General features: G+C 60.3%; 22 protein-coding genes and 2 pseudogenes. 13 read left to right on the top strand and 11 right to left on the bottom strand.

Annotated elements, in window-relative coordinates; translation table 11 throughout:
• Positions 1-111, top strand: a pseudogene (locus P775_RS22485) (IS6 family transposase); the annotation flags it as partial.
• Here the strand turns inward: P775_RS22485 and P775_RS22480 are convergent.
• Together P775_RS22480 and P775_RS22475 are read right to left on the bottom strand one after the other, a co-directional pair.
• Positions 71-574 (bottom strand): hypothetical protein, encoded by a 504-nt coding sequence (locus tag P775_RS22480; RefSeq protein ID WP_099913085.1) that lies wholly within the window; start codon positions 572-574, stop codon positions 71-73. The pseudogene P775_RS22485 and the gene P775_RS22480 overlap by 41 nt on opposite strands.
• 1241 nt (positions 575-1815) lie before the next feature.
• Positions 1816-2565, bottom strand: a complete 750-nt coding sequence (locus tag P775_RS22475) for a GntR family transcriptional regulator (protein ID WP_099913084.1) — start codon at positions 2563-2565, stop codon at positions 1816-1818.
• A gap of 113 nt (positions 2566-2678) precedes the next feature.
• Between P775_RS22475 and dctP the strand changes: the two genes are divergently transcribed.
• From dctP to P775_RS22440, 8 genes are all read left to right on the top strand, one after another.
• Entirely contained in the window at positions 2679-3698 is a 1020-nt protein-coding gene (gene dctP, locus P775_RS22470) for a TRAP transporter substrate-binding protein DctP (RefSeq protein ID WP_099913083.1), read from the top strand.
• A gap of 67 nt (positions 3699-3765) precedes the next feature.
• Positions 3766-4287, top strand: coding sequence for a TRAP transporter small permease subunit (locus tag P775_RS22465; RefSeq protein ID WP_099913082.1), 522 nt, complete (start codon positions 3766-3768; stop codon positions 4285-4287).
• Entirely contained in the window at positions 4277-5593 is a 1317-nt protein-coding gene (locus P775_RS22460; RefSeq protein ID WP_099913081.1) for a TRAP transporter large permease, read from the top strand. Before P775_RS22465 ends, P775_RS22460 begins: the two co-directional genes overlap by 11 nt.
• Positions 5594-5603: 10 nt before the next feature.
• Entirely contained in the window at positions 5604-5765 is a 162-nt protein-coding gene (locus tag P775_RS28255; protein ID WP_180287542.1) for a hypothetical protein, read from the top strand.
• A 4-nt stretch (positions 5766-5769) separates the two neighbouring features.
• Complete coding sequence (araD, locus tag P775_RS22455) at positions 5770-7503, top strand: L-arabinonate dehydratase (RefSeq protein ID WP_099913080.1); 1734 nt, start codon at positions 5770-5772, stop codon at positions 7501-7503.
• An 11-nt stretch (positions 7504-7514) separates the two neighbouring features.
• A complete protein-coding gene (locus P775_RS22450; RefSeq protein ID WP_099913079.1) occupies positions 7515-8240 on the top strand; it encodes a ribonuclease activity regulator RraA in 726 nt (241 codons plus the stop codon).
• Between the two features lie 59 nt (positions 8241-8299).
• Entirely contained in the window at positions 8300-9820 is a 1521-nt protein-coding gene (locus tag P775_RS22445; RefSeq protein ID WP_099913078.1) for an aldehyde dehydrogenase (NADP(+)), read from the top strand.
• An 86-nt stretch (positions 9821-9906) separates the two neighbouring features.
• Positions 9907-10622, top strand: a protein-coding gene (locus P775_RS22440; RefSeq protein WP_099913077.1) for an IS5 family transposase whose coding sequence is annotated in 2 segments (ribosomal slippage) — positions 9907-10237 and positions 10237-10622 — 717 coding nt in all. Because the reading frame shifts where the segments join, the coding sequence is not laid out codon by codon here.
• Positions 10623-10669: 47 nt separating this feature from the next.
• Here the strand turns inward: P775_RS22440 and P775_RS22435 are convergent.
• The 8 genes and pseudogenes from P775_RS22435 to P775_RS22400 all read right to left on the bottom strand — a co-directional run.
• A pseudogene (locus P775_RS22435) lies at positions 10670-11005 on the bottom strand (DDE-type integrase/transposase/recombinase); the annotation flags it as partial.
• Positions 11006-11168: 163 nt separating this feature from the next.
• Positions 11169-12197 carry a Gfo/Idh/MocA family protein gene (locus P775_RS22430; RefSeq protein ID WP_099913076.1) on the bottom strand — a complete coding sequence of 343 codons (1029 nt, stop codon included), beginning with the start codon at positions 12195-12197 and terminating at the stop codon, positions 11169-11171.
• A complete protein-coding gene (locus P775_RS22425) occupies positions 12194-13081 on the bottom strand; it encodes a sugar phosphate isomerase/epimerase family protein (protein ID WP_099913075.1) in 888 nt (295 codons plus the stop codon). Before P775_RS22425 ends, P775_RS22430 begins: the two co-directional genes overlap by 4 nt.
• Positions 13082-13093: 12 nt before the next feature.
• Positions 13094-13927: a carbohydrate ABC transporter permease gene (locus P775_RS22420; RefSeq protein ID WP_099913074.1), complete on the bottom strand. Its 834-nt coding sequence runs from the start codon at positions 13925-13927 to the stop codon at positions 13094-13096.
• Positions 13924-14823, bottom strand: a complete 900-nt coding sequence (locus tag P775_RS22415) for a carbohydrate ABC transporter permease (protein ID WP_099913073.1) — start codon at positions 14821-14823, stop codon at positions 13924-13926. Before P775_RS22415 ends, P775_RS22420 begins: the two co-directional genes overlap by 4 nt.
• A 59-nt stretch (positions 14824-14882) precedes the next feature.
• Entirely contained in the window at positions 14883-16109 is a 1227-nt protein-coding gene (locus tag P775_RS22410; protein WP_099913072.1) for an ABC transporter substrate-binding protein, read from the bottom strand.
• 22 nt (positions 16110-16131) lie between these two features.
• The gene (locus P775_RS22405; RefSeq protein WP_099913071.1) at positions 16132-17088 is read right to left on the bottom strand and encodes an alpha/beta hydrolase fold domain-containing protein; all 957 of its coding nucleotides are present in this window, start codon (positions 17086-17088) and stop codon (positions 16132-16134) included.
• Positions 17085-17780, bottom strand: a complete 696-nt coding sequence (locus tag P775_RS22400; RefSeq protein WP_099913070.1) for a GntR family transcriptional regulator — start codon at positions 17778-17780, stop codon at positions 17085-17087. The genes P775_RS22405 and P775_RS22400 overlap by 4 nt, the downstream gene beginning before the upstream one ends.
• A 104-nt stretch (positions 17781-17884) precedes the next feature.
• Between P775_RS22400 and P775_RS22395 the strand changes: the two genes are divergently transcribed.
• The 3 genes from P775_RS22395 to P775_RS22385 are packed head-to-tail and all read left to right on the top strand — an operon-like array spanning position 17885 to position 19646.
• Positions 17885-18973, top strand: a complete 1089-nt coding sequence (locus tag P775_RS22395) for an ABC transporter ATP-binding protein (protein WP_099913069.1) — start codon at positions 17885-17887, stop codon at positions 18971-18973.
• Between the two features lie 20 nt (positions 18974-18993).
• Complete coding sequence (locus P775_RS22390; RefSeq protein WP_099913068.1) at positions 18994-19353, top strand: DeoR/GlpR family DNA-binding transcription regulator; 360 nt, start codon at positions 18994-18996, stop codon at positions 19351-19353.
• Positions 19353-19646, top strand: coding sequence for a hypothetical protein (locus P775_RS22385; protein ID WP_099913067.1), 294 nt, complete (start codon positions 19353-19355; stop codon positions 19644-19646). The genes P775_RS22390 and P775_RS22385 overlap by 1 nt, the downstream gene beginning before the upstream one ends.
• Here P775_RS22385 and P775_RS22380 read toward each other — a convergent pair.
• Entirely contained in the window at positions 19638-20051 is a 414-nt protein-coding gene (locus P775_RS22380) for a LysR family transcriptional regulator (protein WP_099913066.1), read from the bottom strand. The two genes, P775_RS22385 and P775_RS22380, sit on opposite strands and share 9 nt — an antisense overlap.
• 144 nt (positions 20052-20195) lie before the next feature.
• On the opposite strand from P775_RS22380, the gene P775_RS22375 reads away from it, so the two are divergent.
• Positions 20196-21110 carry a nitrilase-related carbon-nitrogen hydrolase gene (locus P775_RS22375; RefSeq protein WP_342749683.1) on the top strand — a complete coding sequence of 305 codons (915 nt, stop codon included), beginning with the start codon at positions 20196-20198 and terminating at the stop codon, positions 21108-21110.
• Positions 21111-21152: the final 42 nt, after the last annotated feature.

Raw genomic sequence — 21152 nt, 5'->3', positions numbered from 1 at the left:
AACCTGATCTTCCGTCCCCGCCGTTATAGGCTCACCGCAACATCATACCGCCACGCCCGGGACGATGCTTTCAGTCTCTGGGCAGCTTACACCGCCGACATGGCGGCTTGATCCGCCGATCACTCCAACCGTAAAAGCTCGAGGCAACAACTTGGCGATGCCCCTTGAGCCTCTTGTCGCTCGCGCCCTGCAAACGCTTTTCAAGGACAGGATTCTCCAACACCAACTGCTCCCAGCACCCAGCCTTGCGGAAGTCCGCTTTATAGTCCTGGATCGCATCGTTCATCGCAGCCCTACAAGCATAGTAGGCAGCAACTTGCTCGTGCAAGAGCTTGCTTACCGACTTGCCGAGAGGCGTAACATCGCACCGCTGATCTTCAACATGAGACGCCCGAAAATCGACTCTTCGCACCAACCCAAGCCATTCCATGTATTGCCGACGCCGCACGGTTAGGAGCGGCCATCGAAACGCTCCGATCTCATGATCGTACAGCAGGAACATCGCCTGCTTGGATGAGCGATCCATCTTCTCAACTACCTCGGCAGCGCCGAGAAAATGGCTATCCTCTGTCATCACTTATTCTCCTTATTCGCTATCCTGTCCCCACCTCATTTTCAGCCGTCATATCCGTCTCAGCCGCCAAGAGACGATCGAGATAATCGACGAGAATGCCCAGATGCACCGGCTCCTTCAGCAACCACATGTCACCCTCCAGCAAGCTATCTCGTCCCCTTCGCCGTAGCGCTTGGCCAAGAGCACGCTAGCTGATGAAGCCCGTGCTGTGAACTGACCCGTCAGAACGTAAAAAGAACATTATTCTGTTTCAATCTCCACATCGCTTAACTGGTCTGTTTTTTTCCCGATCGAATTGACCCATTTTTCCATTTGGCGCTGACCACTCTGAGAGATGGTAAACTTCTGAAAAGTCGACGAAATTACTGACAGCTGGTGGGTCGCCACATTTCGAAAAACTGGGTCAATTTCTTGCAGAATTCAACACCTGAGGGTTCTGTCGCAAACTTTTTGGATTATGGGCCTGGTTACCAAGCTTTGATGGAAGCCACCCTTTGACCCAGTTTTTGCAGAGCCGCTGACCGATGGCGCCTGTGAGCTAAAGATCGGGTGTATTGCCGGACCGTCAGCCGTGATCCATGATCAGCTGTTTCAGGCGCGAAAGGGGTCTCACGGAACCACAAAGGCTAAGATTTTTACCGATGCTTACTATCCTATCCCTTAGGATATTTTCTCTATTCATACTTGCAGCAAAATACCCGTTTGCTTGATCGTTTTCGGAAAGCTCGTCGGCTATCAAGCTGATGTGGTTAACGAGTTGTCTTTTTGCGCGGCTCTATACTGAAAAGGGTCTGTAATAGACAGTCATGGACGATAATGGGCCCGGTGGGTGCCGGACACAGGGAAGGGCACATCGATTTTTTGACCTTTTCTGGTCGCACGGAGCAGGTTCGGCGGGTTGAGGCGGGCCTGATGCCTGCACTCGGTGTGCTTGCGCTCTTTGGGGTCTTGGGCGCTCCGGCTGTCGCGCGCGGGGTTGCGTGCCCCGACGCTTGTGAAAGTCGGAGCCTTTCAGAGTTCAGACGGGTAGGGCTGACAGCACGCTAAGTTCCAGAACGCTGGCTTTCCCCAAGTAGAGGGTGTTTTGCGCGATCCAACTGCAGCGCGCTTTGCCCTAAGCATCCCTCCCTGTCGCCAGAAAAGGGTAAAGGTGGACGACTTTTACGCCGCCCACAGCAAGGTCATCCCGCCGCTACCGTGGTCGACTTTTGCACCGCCGTTCTCAGTCTGCGCCGCCACCGTCACGAAGCGGCGGCGTTATCCTGAAAGAAGTTAGGATGCCGACGCCGGATATATTCGACCTGCGCCAGCGTTCCAGACAGATGTTCGCGCACAACGTCCTGCGCCGTCTGTACATCGCCTGCCTTAATCGCTTCGACAAGGCGGCGATGGCAGGACATGATGGAAAGCAGCTTTCCCGGATCAGGCAGATTCAGGTTGCGCAGCCGGTCGATGTGGCCCGACCGCGCCGTAATCAGACCCCATAGGGCCTCAACGCCGACAAGGCGGCACAAGTCACGATGGAACGCCTGATCGAGCGCGCGAAACGCTCCAAAATCCTCGCTGTCCGTCGCACGCCCCTGCCGCGCGACAGTCGCTTCTAGATCAGCCGCAAAGCAGCGGTCCGTCATCCTAGACAGTCGTCGCACGACCTCCAGCTCAAGTGACAGGCGCAGGAATTGCGTCTCTTGCGCGTGGGCCACGTCGATGGGTGAGACTTCTGTCTTGGACTGCGGCCAGATAAGCAGCAGGCCTTCCTCCTCCAGCCGCTGCATGGCTTCGCGTACGGGGGTCTGGCTGACGCCATAGGCCTCGGAGATTTCGGCACGCGACAAGTATTGCCCCGGCGCAAGTTCCAGCGACACGATTCGATCACGCAGGATATCGTGGATCTGCTGACTTGCAGAAATCTTCTTGATCACCGTCTTGGCAGAACCCGGCCGGCCGACGCCGACCGCAAGCTCGGAAATGGGTTGAGTCTTTGATACCATGGCACTTCTCGCTGCGAACCTCGACACTATACGAAAGACTTGCCACAAATGCACTAATATATTAATATATCAATTGGAGAGCGAGAATTGCTTTATTCCTGAGGGAGGATACCATGAAATCGACACTGATGGCCGTTCTGGCCGGATCAATTGCGCTGCCGGCCGCTATGGCACAGGCTGAAACGCTGAATATCCAGACATCTTTCAACGCGGGCGACTTTTCCACACAGTATCTGACGGAAAACTGGCTTCCGAAGATTTCCGATATGACCGAGGGTCGTGTCGAAATCGTGCTGACACCCAACGGATCCGTCGTGCCAGCCAAGGACACGCCTGAAGCGGTGGCCGCCGGCGCGCTGGATGGGGATTTCACCTCCGTCAACTATTTCGCAGGTCAGGAACCGGCATACGCCATCATGGGCGACCTGATTTCTGGCTACGATACGCCAGAGCAGATGCTGGGCTTCTGCAAGGACGACCGCGGCGAAGAGATGATGCAGAAGGCCGCAGACAGCATTACGGGCGGCGAAGTCCACGTCGTCGCATGCGGTCCCTATTCGCGTGAATCGCTGCCGGCCCGCACACCAATCCGCACCTTCGAAGATCTGGCCGGCAAGAAAATCCGGTCGCCCGAAGGTCTGGCTGCCGCTGTCTTTCAGGCCGCAGGTGCCAGCCCCGTGTCGATCCCCTTCTCCGAGGTGTTCGGGGCGCTGGAAAAGGGCATCGTCGATGCTGCAGACGCCTCGGCTTATGTGAACAACGATGCGACTGGTCTCAACGATGTCGGCCCGTTCCCGCTCTACCCCGGCATCCATTCCATGCCGTCGCTGCAGTTCACCATCAACTCCGAGATCTGGGAAGGCCTGTCCGAAGAGGATCAGACCGCCCTGCGGACCTGGTGGTATGACGCCATGTTCGGCATGGCCGCTGAAGCCGCCAAGCTCGACGCTGAATTGGCTGCGCGCGATGCAGCCGGCGACAAGGTCGAGGTCATCGACTGGCCCCAGGAAAGCCGGGACAAGCTGCGCGAAGTCGCACGCGGCCAGTGGGAAGAATACGCCAAGAAGTCCGACCTCGCCCAAGAGGCACTGGACGCGCATATCGCCTACATGACCAAAATCGGTCTGTTCTGATCCCCATGACGAAGCTGCCGCGCCGGCTTGATCGGCGCGGCCACCCCTTCGCTGTTCCGGACAAGTCATGAAAAACCTGCTTTCCCGCTACGCCGATACGACGGACCGAATCAGCGTGTTCATCGGTCAGGGCTGTTCGGTCCTGTTCTTTGCATGCATCATCGCCTCCGCGGCAGAAGTCGTCATGCGCTATGGCTTCGACCATCCCACGGCCTGGTCGACGGAGGTGTCCATGACGCTCTGCGCGACGGCATGGGTCATGTCCGTCGGATACGTCACCCAACGCAACCGCCACATCTCGATCACGATGCTGGAACTAGTCGTTGGCCCCCATGTCTGGCGCGTGTTTCGTCTGATCCAGATGCTCATCGCCTTCGGTGCGGTCTTTGTGCTGACTTTAGCGCTCTGGAAACCCGCGATGAAGGTGCTGGCCCGGACTGAGTATTCTGGCACCGCGTTCAACTCCGTTCAGCCGACGATCTTCAAGGTTCTGATCGTCATCGGCTGCATCCTCTACCTGGCGCAGCTTGTCGCCAACGTCATCCGCTGGGCGCAGCGTACCGAAGGAGATCTGTCCGGTGGGCATTGAAATCATCACCCTGCTGATCGTCGTGGCGCTTCTGGCGCTGATGGCAGTCGGTGTGCCGCTGGGCATCACGACGCTGACTGTGTCTCTGGCCACCGCGATCATGTATTTCGGGCCGCGCGCCGGATACTTCATCGTGTCGGCCAACGTCAGCGAGGTTATGCACAAGTATGAGCTGATCGCAGTGCCGTTCTTCGTCTTCATGGCGAACGTGCTGGAACGATCGGGGATCGCCAAATCGCTGTTCGACTCGATGGCCATCATGGGCGGACGATTTCGCGGGTCAGTCGGCGTGCAGACCTGCATCGTCGCCGTCGTGCTGGCCGCCATGTCTGGCATCATGGGCGGAGAGATCGTGATGCTCGGCCTCATAGCCCTGCCCCAGATGCTGCGGCTGGGCTATGACAAGAAGCTGTCCATCGGCATCATCTGTGCCGCCGGTGCGCTGGCCACGCTGATCCCGCCCTCGGTGGTGCTGATCATCTACGGTCTGGCCGCGCAAGTCTCGATCACCAAGCTCTTTGCCGCCTCTGCCGTGCCGGGTCTGATGTTGGCGCTGATGTACGTCACATACATCCTTGTCCGCGTCCGCCTGAACCCAGCGCTGGCCCCCATCTACGACATCCCCGAAACCGGCCTGCCGTTCTTTCAGCGGCTGAAGTACCTCAAGGGTGTCATCCTGCCCGGCATCCTGATCGGCACCGTACTGGGCGTAATCTACTCCGGCGTGGCAACCGTGACCGAGGCCGCGGCAATTGGCGCCGTCGGTGCACTTGTCGTGGCGGGTTTGCGCAAGGAGCTGAACTGGGTCATGGCGCGCGACGCGATGCGCCAGACGGTGCTGACCGTGGGATCGATCATCTGGCTGGTGCTGGGCGCTATTTCGCTGATCGGTATCTACAACCGGATCGGCGGTGGCGAATTCCTGCGCGGTGTCCTGACTGGCCTCGACGTTGCGCCGATCATGGTCATCGTCGTGATGATGCTGATCATCATGGTGCTGGGCACTTTCTTGGAATGGATCGCGATCATCTTCATCACAGTGCCGATCTTTGCTCCCGTGGTCAGCGACCTCGGCTTCGATCCCGTATGGTTTGGCGTACTCTTTGCGATGAACATCCAGATCTATTATCTCTCACCCCCCTTCGGACCGGCCTGCTTCTTTCTGAAATCGGTCGCCCCCGACGGTATCGAGCTGCAGGACATTTTCGTCGCGGTGCTCCCCTTCATCGCGCTTCAGGCCGTGGGACTGTTCATCGTGCTGTTTTTCCCCGACGTGGCGCTGTGGCTGCCATCCATGCTGGAATGAGGAGGCAATCGTGACCGAACCCGACCTGACCCGCCAGGACGAAAACGTCCCGGCCACCGATTACCTGGACGACCTAGTGAAGGAACGGCAGGCCTTCGGCAACAAGCCCGAAATCTTCGGACTCGTGCTGACCACCGTGCTCGTCTGGCTTCTTTTTACACTGAACGGATGACCTCATGACACGCAAGACACCCGCAGACCTGCGATCCGCCCGCTGGTTCGCCCCCGACGATCTGCGCAGCTTTGGCCACCGCAGCCGTATGATGCAGCTTGGTTACGGCGAAGAGGATTTCCGCGATAAACCGGTCATCGGCATCCTCAACACCTGGTCGGAACTCAACACCTGTCACAGCCACTTCCGCGAACGGGCACAGGACGTGAAACGCGGTGTGCTGCAGGCGGGAGGTTTCCCGGTCGAGATGCCGGCGCTGTCGATCGATGAAAGCAATATCAAGCCGACTTCAATGCTTTACCGCAACATGCTCGCGATGGAGACGGAGGAGATGATCCGCTGCCACCCACTCGACGGCGTGGTGCTGATGGGCGGGTGCGACAAAACCACCCCCGGCCTCGTCATGGGGGCGATCAGTGCCGGCGTGCCGATGATTTATCTGCCAGCGGGCCCGATGTTGCGCGGCAATTACGCGGGCAAGTTCCTAGGCTCCGGCTCGGACGCGTGGAAATATTGGGACGAACGTCGCGCCGGCAACATTTCGGATACCGAATGGCAGGGCGTTCAGGGCGGCATCGCGCGGTCGGCGGGCACCTGCATGACGATGGGCACCGCGTCGACCATGACGGCCATCGCCGACGCGATGGGCCTGACCCTGCCGGGTGCGTCCTCAATCCCCGCCGTCGACAGCAACCACCAGCGCATGTCCGCCACCTGCGGCCGCCGCATCGTAGAGATGGTGTGGGAAGACCTGACGCCTGACAAGATCATCAACGCCGGGGCCTGCCGGAACGCCGCCGTGGTCGCAATGGCGACAGGCTGTTCGACCAATGCCGTTGTCCATCTGATCGCGATGGCCCGCCGCGCGGGTGTTCCGATGCAGTTGGAGGAACTGGACGAGCTGGGGCGCGAAACACCGCTGATCGCCAACGTCCGCCCCTCTGGCAAAGACTACCTGATGGAGGACTTCTACTACGCCGGCGGCCTGCGCGCGCTGATGAAGCAGATCGAGTCCCGGCTCGATACCTCCTGCATGACCGTCACTGGCAAGACGATGGGCGAGAACTTGGAAGGTGCCGAAGTCTATAACGACGACGTCATCCGACCACTGTCCAACCCAGTCTACAAGGAAGGCTCCCTTGCCGTTTTGAAGGGGAACCTCTGTCCCTCCGGCGCCGTCATCAAGCCCGCTGCCTGCGACCCGAAGTTCCACGTTCATGAAGGCCCGGCGCTGGTCTTCGACAATTACCCGGACATGAAGAAAGCAGTGGATGACGAAACCCTCGACATCACACCCGACCACGTGATGGTGCTGCGCAACGCGGGGCCGCTGGGTGGGCCGGGGTTCCCCGAATGGGGGATGCTGCCGATTCCCAAGGCGCTGATCAAGCAGGGCCACCGCGACATGCTGCGCCTGTCCGACGCGCGCATGTCTGGTACGTCCTACGGGGCCTGCGTCCTGCACATGGCACCCGAAGCCTATATCGGCGGACCGCTGGCGTTGCTGAAGACCGGCGACATCATCCGCCTCGACCTGCCGAACCGGACGCTCGACATGCTGGTGGACGAAGAAGAACTCGCAGCCCGCCGCGCCGCCCTCGTTCTGCCGGAACCGCGATTCCAACGGGGCTGGGGCTGGATGTTCTCGCGCCATGTAACGCAGGCCGATCAGGGCTGCGACTTCGATTTTCTGCAATCCGATTTCGGCCGCACCACGGGCGAACCCGACATCTTCTGAAAAGGCCTGCCATGACCGATTACACCCTGTCCGACGCGACGCGCGACAAGCTCAAACGCGCCTCGACCGCCTCCATCGCCACACAGCTGTTCAAACGCGGGCTGCGCAACCAGTTCATCCAAGGCGTGCGGCCGGTGTCGCCCAAGGCCGACCGCATGGTCGGTCAGGCGTTCACCCTACGCTACATCCCTGCCCGCGAGGATCGCAACCCGCTGGAGGTCTTTCGCAATGCGGACCATCCCCAGCGCGTCGCGGTCGAAACCTGCCCACCGGGGCATGTTCTCGTGATGGACGGTCGCAAGGATGCCTCCGCCGCGACAGCCGGGTCAATCTTGGTGACCCGAATGGCGATCCGCGGCTGCGCGGGCATCGTGACCGACGGCGGGTTCCGCGATGCAGAGGGGATCGGCGCGCTGGACATGCCCGCCTTCTTTGCTGGGCCGTCCGCGCCGACGAACCTGACCAAGCACGAGGCGCTCGACATCAACGTGCCCATCGGCTGCGGCGATGTCGCCGTCTTTCCGGGCGACGTGATGGTCGGTGACGGCGACGGCGTGATGGTCATACCGGCGCACTTGGCCGACGAGATTGCCGACGTCTGCGCCGGCATGGAAAGCTTTGAGGATTTCGTTCTCGAAGAAGTACAGAACGGCACGGCGATCATCGGCCTCTACCCCTGCACGCTGGACGAAAACCAGGCGAAATACGAGGCGTGGATCAAGCGAACCGGGCGCTGAACCTCACCGTCTTCTGACTGCGACCCCGGACCGAACAAGACACTGTAAAGGACAAGACCATGGATGGCACGACTGCAGACTTCACCCCGACCGGAAAGCACCTGATTGCAGGCGACTGGATGGCGGGCGACGCTAGATTCATGTCGGAGCCGGCACATGGCGAGGTCCATCCTTTCGCCGTCGGCACGCCCGATCTTGTGGACCGCGCCTGCCGTGCGGCGGAAGACGCCTTTTGGGCCTACTCCCAGACAACCGCCGAGCAGCGCGCCGCTTTCCTCGAGGCCATAGCGGATGAGATTGAGGCACGCGGTGACCAGATCACGGTAATCGGCTCTTCGGAGACCGGTCTGCCCGCCGCGCGGCTGGACGGCGAACGCGGGCGCACGATTGGCCAACTGCGCCTTTTCGCCAGCCACATCCGCAAGGGCGACTATCTGGACCGGCGCTACGATCCTGCCCTGCCAGACCGCAAACCCCTGCCCCGGCCCGACATGGTGATGATCCAGCGGCCCATCGGTCCCATCGCCGTCTTCGGGGCCTCCAACTTCCCCCTCGCATTTTCGACGGCAGGCGGCGACACGGCTGCGGCTTTGGCAGCAGGATGTCCGGTCGTGGTCAAGGGCCATTCCGCCCATCCTGGCACAGGAGAGATCGTGGCGGCCGCAATCGACGCCGCGATCCGGTCATGCGACCTGCATCCGGGCGTTTTCTCCTTCATTCAGGGCGGCAAACGTGACGTGGGGCAGGCGCTTGTCCAGCATCCGCTGATCAAAGCCGTGGGCTTTACCGGATCGCTTGCAGGCGGACGCGCGCTGTTCGATCTGTGCGCGCAGCGGCCCGAACCGATCCCCTTTTTCGGGGAACTAGGGTCCGTCAACCCGATGTTCGTCCTGCCCGCCGCCTGCGCTGCCCGCGGGGCCGCGATCGGTGCTGGCTGGGCAGGATCGCTGACGATGGGTGCCGGACAATTCTGCACCAACCCCGGCATCGCAGTCGTGGCCGAAGGGACCGCCGGCGACGCCTTTGTGGCCGCCACGATAGCGGCGCTGAAGGACGTCGGCGCACAGGTCATGCTGACCGACGGCATCGCCGCGGCCTACCGCGACGGCGGGTCCCGATTTGACGGGCGCAACGCGGTCAGGCCGCTGCTTCGTAATGCCGATCAGGGCCGTCAGGCCTCCCCCAACCTCTTCGAGACGGACGCCGCCAGCTACCTGCAGGACCAAGCACTGGGAGAGGAAGTTTTCGGACCCCTCGGACTTGTCGTGCGCGTTGCGGATGCGGCCGAGATGGAAGTGCTAGCGAAAGGCTTCGAAGGTCAGCTGACTGCCACGATCCACATGGACGACGGCGATACCGATACGGCACGGCGTCTTGTGCCAGTCCTCGAACGCAAGGCAGGGCGGGTGCTAGTCAACGGGTTCCCGACAGGTGTCGAGGTGTCCGACACCATGGTCCACGGTGGCCCCTACCCCGCTTCGACGAATTTCGGGGCGACATCGGTCGGCACCCTGTCGATCCGTCGCTTCCTACGGCCTGTGTGCTATCAGAACGTGCCAAAGGCATTGTTGCCGCAGTAACCTGTTATTGGATCAGCGGGTACTAGATCGTGTTGACAAAAGGGATTCCCACCATTCGCTGACCAAGTTTCAAGCTGGTATCTGCAATGGAGATCAGCTTGGCACGAGACCTCATGTCGGACGAAGAGTGGATGTTCTTTGAACATTCCATCCTGACCGTCCGCGCTCCGAACGGACGCAAACCCAAGAACCACCGCATTGTTCTTGATGGAATTTTCTGGATCGCACGGACCGGTGCGCCTTGGCGCGATCTGCCGGAAGAATTTGGAAAATGGTCCAGCGTCTACCGACAGTTTCGGCGTTGGACGCTTGTAGGACTGTGGGAACAGATCATGGACGCATTGAACGAAAGCAAGGCTGTGCCAGACGCCCTCCAAATGATCGACAGTACCGTGATCCGAGCGCACCATCAGGCAGAGGGCTCAAAAGGGGGACTGCGCGACAGGTTTTTGGCCGCTCAAGAGGTGGCTTCACGACCAAGATCCATCTTCGCGTCAATGCAGCAGGCCTGCCAATGAGGACCGAGATCACGCCAGGCCAGACATCCGATTCCCTGGGGTTCGATCTAGTCATGGTCGACAACCTGCCAGAACCGAGCGTACTGTTGGCAGACAGAGGCTACGATGCTGACAACATTCGTAAAAAGATGGAGGCGAGGGACGTGCTCACCCAAATTCCCATGCGCAACTTGGTAGAGCGGTGCTTCAACAAACTCAAAAATGCCCGCCGCATCGCCACACGCTACGACAAAACCGCCGCGAGCTTCTTGGGCTTCATAGACATCACGTCCATTCGCCTCTAGGTCCGTTTTTTTGGTCAACATGACCTAGTGAGCCCCTTGTGTGATCAATGATCAAGGCCGGGCGCGACCGAGCGCTTGGCGGCGCCATAGGATCGCAGTTTGTCCGTAATGGTCCTCTTGGGCACGAAGCCCCAACGCTTCATCAGCATGACCAAAAGCCGCTTTGCGGCGCGCTTGTCTCGCCTCGATTGAAGGATTTCTTCAAGAACGACGCCGTTTTGGTCGACAGCCCCCCACAGCCATAAAGACCGGCCAGTAATCTTCGCGACGACTTCGTCCATATGCCAGACATCGCCGAGGCGCGGCTGCCCTCGCCTTAGAACGTGAGCGATGATCTGCGGCGCAAAGCGGTGGCGTTTGTAGCTGATGTTCAATGTCTGCATCGTCACCGCCTACGCCCAGATCAATGAACCAGCAACCTCAGGCCCCTTCACGTAACAACACCAGCTTTGCTCCTAAACTTTATAAGGTAGCGACAAACCCGAAAAAGCCGCCCCTGCCCTTCCGCGAGGAAATTAACAGAGGCGGCTCTTTTGACATCTGTTGTCACTGGATGGCGTTGAAAAGCCCGCGTTGATCTTGTTCGATGCCGGCGATCATGCGCTCTAGATTGGCCATCGCCGCGACGCCGTCTGCGATCACCGGTGCATCCGTCGGCTGACCGGCCAAACCTTTCGCAACATCCGCCATCAGGGCGGCATAGCCCTTGTGATCCTCATTCGCGGCGGCTGTAAAGTTCGGCTGCCAGACAAGGCTGTCACAGGCCCCATCCAGCACCGCTTCGGGATCTTCGGCCTTGAAGGGCGGATCGCGGTGCCAGGCGACGTTGATCACATTGTCGACCTCGACACGGTTGTGATCACCCATGACTGTGATCTGCTCCATCGGGGTGCCGCGCGATTGCACGGTGCCCATGACCACGTTGCCGATCACGCCGTTTTCGCAGGTAAAGCCCATGTGGAACAGGATGCGCCCGGGTGCAGGCGCGTTGCGGCGCACCGTCATTTCGGCAATCGGGCTACCGGCAAGCCAGGGCATCAGATCCATGTAATGCACACAGTGGTGAAGGTAGAACCCAGAGTAATCTACCTCGCCCGCGAAATAGGTCGGCGCGGTCATGTAACTGCAAGTGATGCCCAGAACTCGCCCGAAATCGGCGCCGCGCAGGATGTTCTGCGCGATCTTGTTGCCGGTAGAATAGCGTTTCATGAAGCCAACATAGACCGGCACGCCTGTACGCTCGGACGCCTTCTGTAGCTCCAGCGCATCGGCATGTGTCGCGGCGGGGGGCTTTTCCATGAAGACCGGCAGGCCTTTTTCCAGCGCGGCCAGCGTTGCGGCATGGTGCACGCCCGGACCGACGGCCATGCAGATGGCATCAAGCCCGGGCTGTTCCAGCATCTCGCGCCAGTCGGTATAGGCCTGCGTCACGCCGTAATGCCCGGCGGTGGCGGACAGCGCCGTTTCATCGCGGTCACACAGCGCTGCGATGCGCATGCCTGCGCGCCCGATCTGCGGCAGCAGCATCCATGTGGCGTGACGCCCGCAACCGATCCATCCGATGTTCAGGGTCATTGGGCATACTCCGCAAAATCAAGCGCGGCGCGGATCAGCGCGTGGCCCGCGCGCAGCTTGGCCGTCTCATCCTCGGCCGGGGCGCGCCACTGGGCAATCGGCAAGGCAAGACGCTGGTCATCACGCCGGAACGGTTCCAGCGACAGCGGCCCGTTGTAGCCGACCTGACTGAGCGCGCGCATGATCGCTGGCCAGTCCATATTGCCGGTGCCGGGAAAGCCGCGGTGGTTTTCGTTGGCTTGAAAATGCACCGTGCGCTTGCCCGCAAGGCGGATCGCGTCGGGGATCGACTGATCCTCCATATTCATGTGGAAGGTGTCGAGCATCAGGCCAAGCCCCGCGTCATTCACCGCATCCACAAGAGCGATGCCTTGGATAGTGGTGTTGAGCATGTCCGTCTCGAACCGGTTGAGCGGCTCGACCGCAAAGACCTGACCGGCAGCGCGGGCCAGCGGTGCCACCTCGGACAGACCCGAAATCATGCGGTCGGCGCGGGCCTTCATGTCGTCCGTGCTGCGCGGCAGCGGAGGCCGGCCGGCAAAGACCATCGGCTCTCCGTAAAGGGGGCCGCCGATGATCGTGGCGCCAAGCGCTGCCGCGCTGTCCACGCAGGATTTGAGGTAGTCGAGACCGCCCTGACGGGCCGCGCTATCCTCGGACGCGATAGAGCGCTGCGGGTTAACGCGAGCCGCGAGCACAATGCCAAGACCCGCCTCTTCGAGCGCATCCTTTGCGGCGGCAAGGTGGATGCCGTCCTCAGGTTCAGGTACGAGAAGTTCGATGAAATCAAAGCCCATGGCCTTGATATCCTTGAACAGGTGCAGATGCGCGCCGGTAAAGGGGCGCACAAACTGCATAGAGATGATTCCGATGGGATTCTTCAAAACTTGGGGTCCTTATCCTTTGACCGCGCCTGCGGTCATGCCTGCGATCAGGCGTTTCTGTATGACGAGGAACAGCAGCGTAGCGGGCATCGCGCCAACGATCCCGCCGGCGGTCAGCAGTCCCCATTCAACCTGGTATTCGCCGATCAGCGTCTGGATCGCCACGGTGATCGGCTTTACGCTGCGCCCACCAAGGGTGAGGGCGTAGAGGTATTCGTTCCAAGCGGTGATGAAGATATAGACACCTGTGGCTATGATCCCCGGTGTGCACAGGGGCAGCACGACCCGGAACAGCGCCCCGAACCGGGTGCAGCCATCGGTCATCGCCGCCTCGTCCAGCGAGCGGGGAATGCCGTCGATGTAGCTGGTCATCATCCAGACCGAAAACGGAATCGCCACGGTCGAATTGGCGATAATAAGCGCGGCGTAGGTGTCCACAAGCCCGAGGTTCTTCATCAGAATGAACAGCGGCAGGATCAGCAGTACCAAAGGGAACATGTTGATCACGAGGAACTGCAGCATCAGCAGCCGCCGCCCCTTGAACCGGAACCGAGAGAAGGCATAGGCCGCCGGCACCGACAGCGCGAGACCCACGATCACCGTGCCCACCGCCACGATAAAGCTGTCCAGCAGGTTCGCACCGAACCCGACCGTGGCAAACAACCGGATGTAGTTTTCCAGCGTCGCACCGATGATCGACGGGCCTTCGGTGAACAGTTTGCTTTCCTGCGTGAGCGAGGTCAGGAGCATCCACAGATAGGGCGACAGTGTGAACAGCAGGATCAGCGCGACGGGGAAATCCACCGTCAGGATACGCCGCAGCTTGGATTGATTGCGTACCATCATGCGATGTTCCTCCCTGCGCGGCGCAGATAGAGGATGACAAATCCCAGCAGCAGCAGCGTGAAACTGACCGCCAGAGCCGAGCCATACCCGTAGTCCAGCCCGGTGCGCGCCTTGATGAAGGCATAAAGCGGCAGGGTGTAGGTCGCATATCCCGGCCCTCCCCCCGTCATGACAAAGATCACGTCGATGGAATTGGCGACCCAGATCACCCGCAACAGCGTCGCGGTCATCAGCACGCCAGACAGGCCCGGCAGGGTGATGTGCCAGAACTGGCGGAACTGAGAGGCGCCGTCGATCGACGCGGCCTCGTAATAGCTTTTGGGGATGGATTGCAGACCGGCAAGGATCATCACCGCGAAAAAGGGAAAGCCCTGCCAGGTCAGCGTGAGGATGATAGCATAGAGCGCCGTATCCGGATCAGCCAGCCAGGGGATCGAGGTCTTGATCAGGTTTGCGCGTAGCAGCAGATCGTTCAGGACACCATAGTTGGAATCGTAGATCCAGACCCACATAAGCGCGATCACAACAGACGGCAGCGCCCAGGGAATGATCACCAGCGCACGGGCCAGACCGCGCCACGGAAAATTCTGGTTGAGCAGCAGCGCCGTCGCAAGGCCGAGCAGCATCTGCGCGGGCACCGTGATGGCGATCCAGATCACCGTATGGCGCAACGAGGTCCAGAAGACCGGGTCGTTCCAGGCGGAAATGAAATTCTTGAGCCCGACCCAGTCGAAATTCTTAGGCCGGAACAGGACATAGTCATGCAGGCTCATCCACAGGGCCTGCACCATTGGCAGGAACACGATGGCCAGCGTCACCAGAACAGCAGGCGACAGCATGACAAGAGGAAGCACGCGGCGCGCTAATGGCACCGGTGGGGCGGTTGTGACGGTCATGTTCTGTTTTCCCGATCAGGTAGGACGGCGGGCCGGGATGTGGCCCGCCGGGGCTGGGATCAATCGTTGTAAAGCACTTCGATCTCGGCGTTCATCTCTTGGGCCGTGATCTCGCCTATCAGGGCGCGCTGCATCGCGACGGGCCAGACGGTATTGGCGAAATCCGCCGTTTCGCTGGTATTCGGCAGAAAGTTCGCAAACGGCAGCGAATTCACGGTCGCCTCGACGAACCGCTTTTCATGCCCATCCCAGCTCGCGCTGTCCGTCTTGGTCACTGGCAGCTGACCGGTCGCCTTGTTGAACTCGGCATTGTTGCCCGGACTCGACAAAAAGCTGATCCATTTCCAGGCGGCGTCTTTGTCCTGAGCCGCCGAAAAGACCGCTGTGCTTTCGTCACCGAAGGATGTCCAGCGTCCGCCACCACATTCCGGCACAGGCACGGCCGACACTTTGTCGCCCAAGGCGGCAACCATATCGGCAGACGATCCGATGTGATGGATCGTCATCGCGGTTGTGCCGCCCTGAAAGGCGCCGATGATTTCCTTGAAGCCGTCATTCGGGGCCGAGGGCGGAAAAACCTTGTCCTTCTGGAACAGATCCACCACGAACTGCGTGCCTGCAACGCCCGCCTCTGACGTCAACTCGCCAGGGCCAAAGCCTACGCCCTCGCGCGACAGGGTCAGACTCGCCCAGTGGTCATGTCCGCCCTTGCCGCCGCGAAAGCCGAAACCGTAGACATCCGGCTGACCGTCGCCATCGGTGTCGCGGGTCAGCGCCTTGGCCGCGTCACGGAATTCGTCACAGGTCGTAGGCGGGGTCAGGCCAAGCTCTGCAAACATGTCGGTGCGATAATAGAGGTAAAGCACCACATACTGCACCGGCAGGTAATAGTGTGTGCCATCAGCGGAAGCCGTCAGGGTCAGCAGGTTGTCCTGAATTTCTGCCGTGCCATCCCAATCCTTCAGCCAGGCATCAAGCGGCTCAAGTGCCTCCATCTCGATCAGCCGGGGCTGGGCATTCAGCTTGACCAGCGCCGCATCCGGACCTGTGCCCGCAACGATCGACGTATAAAGCTGGTCGTAATAGCTGTTCCACGGCACGTTTTCCGCGTTCACGGTGATGCCAGGGTTCTCTGCCTCGAACTTTTCAACAAGCGCGGACATCGGATTGTCCGCGTTGTCGAAGTGATACCAGAAGTTGACCTCCTGCGCCTGCGCGCCACCGGCCAGCGCCGTGCCGGCAAGCAGGGCCGCCGCCACAGTCGTCTTGATGTTGAAACCTGTCATAATCTCTCCTCCCTTGGAAAATTCAGTCGTGTTTCGGCGTGGGCGTGGCGGTCAGGGCACGAAAAGCTGCCCCTGCATCCGCCAGCGCCAGCCGCGCCTCCTCAAGCGCGATTGTCATCTGCATGAAGCCGTGAACGACTCCTCCATGCAGCCGGAATCTGTCCCGTCGGCCAAGGGCCGAAAGACGCTGATACATCCGCTCGGAATCCGACCGCAGCGGGTCGATCTCGGCAGCATTCAGATAGAGCGGCGGCAAAGCGGCCAGCGCGGCATCATCTGCGGCCAGCGGAGCCACCAGCGGGTCAAGGCGCGTCGCCTCCGGCCTGTACCAGTCCCAGTAACGGCGCATCTTGTCCCGGCTCAGACCCGGCCCGTTCGCACGGTCGATATAGGACGGCGTCTCGAAATCTGCGCCATAAACACCGTAGAACAGCAGCCCGCAGTCCGCCTGCGGCGCATCATCCAGCATCAGCGCCATGGCAAGGTTCGCACCGGCACTGTCTCCGGACAGGGCAAACGGCCCAGACAGTTCCGCAAACGGCCCCTGCCGCGCAGCCAGCGCATCCCAGACCGCTCGGCAATCCTCCAGCCCCGCCGGGTATGGGTGTTCCGGTGCCAGCCGATAGTCGCACAGAACCACCGTCGCCTGCGCCTCTTCGGCCAGCACCCGGGCACAGCGCTCATGGGTCGCCATCGAACAAAAGGCCCAGCCGCCGCCATGGATGAATAGTATTGTCCCCTGCGGTGTGCCCTTGGGCGTCAGGATGCGGCAGGCGATCTCTCCGTGGGGGGCGCTCACCGACGCGTCGCGCGCCATGGTCATATCCGGCAGATCGACGTTCCAGCGGGCATTTGCAGCCTCGGCCTGCGCGCGCCCTGTGTCGGCGGGCAGCAGAGTGGGATCGGGCAACCCGGCATCCTCGACTGCCAGACGATCCAGAATGACCTGCATCTCTGCCGAAGGCCGCGGTGCGCTCATGTCCTGTCCTCCAGAATGCTGGGGCCGAAATCCACGATGGTGGTGATATGATGCGACAGCGCATCTGCCGCCTTGTCCGCATCTTCGGCCTCAAGGGCCGCCATGATTGCCAGATGCCGGTTCGCCGTCTCCTTCAAATCTCGGCTCTGGTCAGGATGCAGGATCTTGTAGCGATGGGCATGGACCAGCGCACGGGCCAGAACGGGTTGTACCGGCGGCAGATCCGCCTGCGCGAACAGGTCAGAATGAAAGGCCCGGTCATGCACCGACAGCAGATATTCGTCGTCGGCGTCGGCAGCCGCCTGCATCGCTTCCAGATGCCCGCGCAGCGCATCGGCAAGCGCGGCGCCGTTGCGGACAATCGCCCGCCGCACGCCCCGGCATTCGATGTCATGGCGCAGCCGGATCAGCTCTTCCGCATCCTCGGCCCGGCAGTCAGCGACGGTCGTGCCGCGATGAGCCTGCCGATGCACAAGCCCCTCTTCCTGCAACAACAGCAGCGCCTCGCGCACCGTGCCCTGGCTCACTTCGAACCGGTTGGCCAGTTCAAGCTCAAGCAGGGTCGAGCGCGGGGCGAGCATGCCCAGAACGATTTCGCGCTGCAGTTTGGTGTAGATCGCAAAAGACCGGCGTGATGCGACCGCCCGCCCTGCCACCGGTGTCGTAGATTTGAGAAAATTCTCTACAGCCATATCGACTCGCTTGCCTTCACATATCATTATCAATAACGATAATACGGGATGAAGGAAACTGGCAAGCCCAAATCGAGCGGCAGCCATTTAGGGAGGATGGGCGGATGGCCACAATCACGCTGGACAAGATTGTCAAGAATTACGGAGCCGTTCAGGCGATCCACGGGATCGACCTTGAGATAGAGGATGGTGAATTCGTAGCCCTTGTCGGCCCGTCCGGCTGCGGGAAATCCACGCTACTGCGCATGGTCGCAGGGCTCGAAGATATCTCAGACGGGCGTCTCTACATCGGTGATAAGGTGGTGAATGCCGTCGAACCGCGCGACCGCGACATCGCCATGGTGTTTCAGGATTACGCGCTTTATCCGCACATGACCGTTGCCGACAACATCGGTTTCGGCCTCAAGATGCGCAAGACCACGCAGAGCGACCGAAAGGCACGCATCGCCGAGGCGGCGCAGATGCTGCAGATCGAAAACCTGCTGGACCGTCGCCCTGCCGAACTGTCGGGTGGACAGCGTCAGCGCGTCGCCATGGGTCGCGCCATCGTGCGCCGCCCCTCGGCCTTTCTCTTTGACGAGCCTCTGTCAAACCTTGATGCCAAACTGCGCGTAGAAATGCGCACCGAGATCAAGCGCCTGCACGGCCTTCTGGGCCGCACAACGATCTACGTCACCCATGATCAGGTCGAAGCGCTGACCCTTGCCGACCGGGTGGTGATCCTGAAAGAAGGTCGCATCCTGCAGGAAGGCCCCCCGCTTGCCCTTTACGATACGCCGACCAACCGCTTCGTTGCCGAATTCATCGGCTCCCCTCAAATGAACATGTTTGACGGCACCGTTCGCCATTCAGAAACCGGGGTCTGTGTCGAAATCGGCGACCTTCGCCTGCCGTTTGCCCGGATCGACACCGCCGACGGTGTTAGGGTGCATTTGGGCGCGCGCCCAGAAGCAATCACGCCCTGCGTGCCCGATGCGGCGGATGTTCACACGCATGTCGAGGTCTATGAACCCCTCGGCTCGGACACGATGGTTTCCGCAAAGATTGCCGGCGTCATGGCCGTTGTGCGCCTGAGCCCTGAAACACCCGTCGCGCGCGGCATGGACCTGCCCCTGCGTTTTGACCGCAGCAAGCTCCACTTGTTCAGTACAAAAACCGGGGAGCGGATCAAAACTGTTCTGGGCACGGTCTGATCCCGCTGCGCTGCGCGTTGATGTTGCTTGGTGAAAAACCGCATGCTGAGGTTCCGACAACATACGGCGAACTCAAACTTTCCGAAGTGGAACAATTTCTTGCGGATTTTGCCGTGATTTCTCCAGTTGGCTTCCATCTGACGTGTGGCGCGACCGACTATGAACTGCGCGAGGCCGGAGTCGCTTTTAGGATGATACGGTGCTCAAAAAGTTGCATCATGCTCTGGCACTCGGACAAGCTCACCATGGAGAGCTGCGTCGCGATATGTCGCCCGGAAGAAGTCGATCATCTGATTACTGACTTAAAAGCGGATCGGGTGTTTTCTCTTCCCCGTGGCGAAGTTCATTTCGCTCGGCCTCATGACACAGATGTGAGGTGATGGCGAAACCCGACTGGCTCCTCGAACAACTGACCATCAGCGTTACGGTCAAACACATGGAGGAGAAATATAACGGCTACGTTCCTGGCCGGATCATCACGCGCCCAGTAGGAGGTCCCGACAGCGGCCTGGTCTTGTCTGTCAAGCGCAAGCCAAGTGCGATTCATACCTTGTCTCCTGCCCTGATTAACAGCTTCCCATTGCGCCGTAGCGTGGCCAAGGCCTATGCCCGTGAAATATTGGACGCCTGTCAGATCAGCGTCGTGTCTGGATCTTCTTCATCTCTACTTTAAGTTCCCTCTCAACCGCTGGAAAAGGTGGAGCGACATGGGGGGATGAATTGATACGAATTTTTTCAGCACCCGCGGCAGAACCCCGAGACCGGGCGGCCCGGTCGAGAAGATCCGCAGGCAGCTGTGCTTGTCCGTCCTGAGGTCGTGGATCCGCTCCTTCAGGGCGCGCTGGACGACGATCATCGGTTCGGAATCCTTGAACAGGATCTTCGCCGCATCTAGCGGGAATAGACGGTTTCTGAATCTTTCAAATAATTGAAATTCCAGCGTATTTTCGATTTTCCGGATAGCATTGGAAACAGCCGGTTGCGACATTCCAAGTTGCCGCGCGGCGGCTGAGGTGGTTGGGCACAGGATGACGGCGCGCAGGATTTCGATATGTCTGAGACTGAGCATGGCATTCATGTTGTGAATAGATTTTGCCAAAACATAATAAGCTGAATTATTGCGGTGCCAATGCGCTGCAGGTATTTCAGAGCAAGGAAGACCGTCGAGCGGTCACGAACCGCAAACATGCAAGGAGCGAAGACTTTGTCGAGGATCATAAGAGTGGCCGCCGCGCAGATGGGCCCGACGCAGAAACAAGATACGCGTGAAGCCACGCTGGCCCGCCTACTTGCCCTGCTTGAAGAGGCTGCAGGCAAGGGCGCGCAGCTTGTCGTCTTTCCCGAACTGGCCTTCACGACGTTCTTTCCGCGCTGGCTTCTAGATGGGGACGCCCTCGAAATCTACTATGAACGAGGCATGCCCAACTCTCACGTCCAGCCGCTTTTCGATCGCGCGCGGGAACTTTCGGTCGGCTTCTACATCGGCTATGCCGAACTCACGCCTGAGGGCGAGCGTTTCAATGCGGCCGTGACCGTCGGGCCGGATGGGACGATCCTGGGAAAATACCGCAAGGTGCATCTGCCGGGGTCGGTCGAGCCGAAGCCCGGACAGACATACCAGCAGCTGGAAAAGCGCTATTTCGAATATGGTGATCTGGGGTTTCCGGCCTTCGAGGGTGCGGAATCCTGGAACACGCCGCGGATGGGCATGCTGATTTGCAATGACCGCCGCTGGCCCGAGGCTTGGCGCGCCTATGGTTTGCAAGGGGTCGAACTGATGGTGATGGGCTACAACTCTGCGGCCTACGATCCCAATGGCGGCGCGACGGAGGATGCCGGTCTGCGCACCTTCCATTCCAGCCTCGTGGCGCAAGGCAACGCATATATGAATGCCACTTGGGCGGTGAGCGTGGCCAAGGCGGGCGACGAGGACGGATCCGGCCTGATCGGCGGCTCCTGCATCATCGACCCCGACGGGCGCATCGTGGCGCAGACGGAAAGCCTCGACGATGAGATCGTGGTCGCGGAATGCGATCTCGATGCCTGCCTGCAGGGCAAGACCAAGATGTTCAACTTTGCCGCTCACCGCCGACCCGAACATTACCGGCGCCTGATCGATCAGGTCGGGGTGGAATAAGAACCGCCCGGTCTGCCACCCAAACAAGATCCTGCCGAAACG

Source organism: Puniceibacterium antarcticum (assembly GCF_002760615.1).
In the GTDB taxonomy this organism is placed as follows: Bacteria; Pseudomonadota; Alphaproteobacteria; order Rhodobacterales; family Rhodobacteraceae; genus Puniceibacterium; species Puniceibacterium antarcticum.
Note: the sequence above shows the minus strand (reverse complement) of the source record. Positions and strands in the feature narration are given on the sequence as shown.

Excerpts from the sequence above, each read along its gene's own strand:
- P775_RS22480 (WP_099913085.1), bottom strand. The coding sequence starts at position 574 with ATGACAGAGGATAGCCATTTTCTCGGCGCTGCCGAGGTAGTTGAGAAG.
- P775_RS22475 (WP_099913084.1), bottom strand. The coding sequence starts at position 2,565 with ATGGTATCAAAGACTCAACCCATTTCCGAGCTTGCGGTCGGCGTCGGC.
- dctP (WP_099913083.1), top strand. The coding sequence starts at position 2,679 with ATGAAATCGACACTGATGGCCGTTCTGGCCGGATCAATTGCGCTGCCG.
- P775_RS22465 (WP_099913082.1), top strand. The coding sequence starts at position 3,766 with ATGAAAAACCTGCTTTCCCGCTACGCCGATACGACGGACCGAATCAGC.
- araD (WP_099913080.1), top strand. The coding sequence starts at position 5,770 with ATGACACGCAAGACACCCGCAGACCTGCGATCCGCCCGCTGGTTCGCC.
- P775_RS22450 (WP_099913079.1), top strand. The coding sequence starts at position 7,515 with ATGACCGATTACACCCTGTCCGACGCGACGCGCGACAAGCTCAAACGC.
- P775_RS22445 (WP_099913078.1), top strand. The coding sequence starts at position 8,300 with ATGGATGGCACGACTGCAGACTTCACCCCGACCGGAAAGCACCTGATT.
- P775_RS22430 (WP_099913076.1), bottom strand. The coding sequence starts at position 12,197 with ATGACCCTGAACATCGGATGGATCGGTTGCGGGCGTCACGCCACATGG.
- P775_RS22420 (WP_099913074.1), bottom strand. The coding sequence starts at position 13,927 with ATGATGGTACGCAATCAATCCAAGCTGCGGCGTATCCTGACGGTGGAT.
- P775_RS22415 (WP_099913073.1), bottom strand. The coding sequence starts at position 14,823 with ATGACCGTCACAACCGCCCCACCGGTGCCATTAGCGCGCCGCGTGCTT.
- P775_RS22410 (WP_099913072.1), bottom strand. The coding sequence starts at position 16,109 with ATGACAGGTTTCAACATCAAGACGACTGTGGCGGCGGCCCTGCTTGCC.
- P775_RS22405 (WP_099913071.1), bottom strand. The coding sequence starts at position 17,088 with ATGAGCGCACCGCGGCCTTCGGCAGAGATGCAGGTCATTCTGGATCGT.
- P775_RS22400 (WP_099913070.1), bottom strand. The coding sequence starts at position 17,780 with ATGGCTGTAGAGAATTTTCTCAAATCTACGACACCGGTGGCAGGGCGG.
- P775_RS22395 (WP_099913069.1), top strand. The coding sequence starts at position 17,885 with ATGGCCACAATCACGCTGGACAAGATTGTCAAGAATTACGGAGCCGTT.
- P775_RS22390 (WP_099913068.1), top strand. The coding sequence starts at position 18,994 with ATGTTGCTTGGTGAAAAACCGCATGCTGAGGTTCCGACAACATACGGC.
- P775_RS22385 (WP_099913067.1), top strand. The coding sequence starts at position 19,353 with ATGGCGAAACCCGACTGGCTCCTCGAACAACTGACCATCAGCGTTACG.
- P775_RS22380 (WP_099913066.1), bottom strand. The coding sequence starts at position 20,051 with ATGAATGCCATGCTCAGTCTCAGACATATCGAAATCCTGCGCGCCGTC.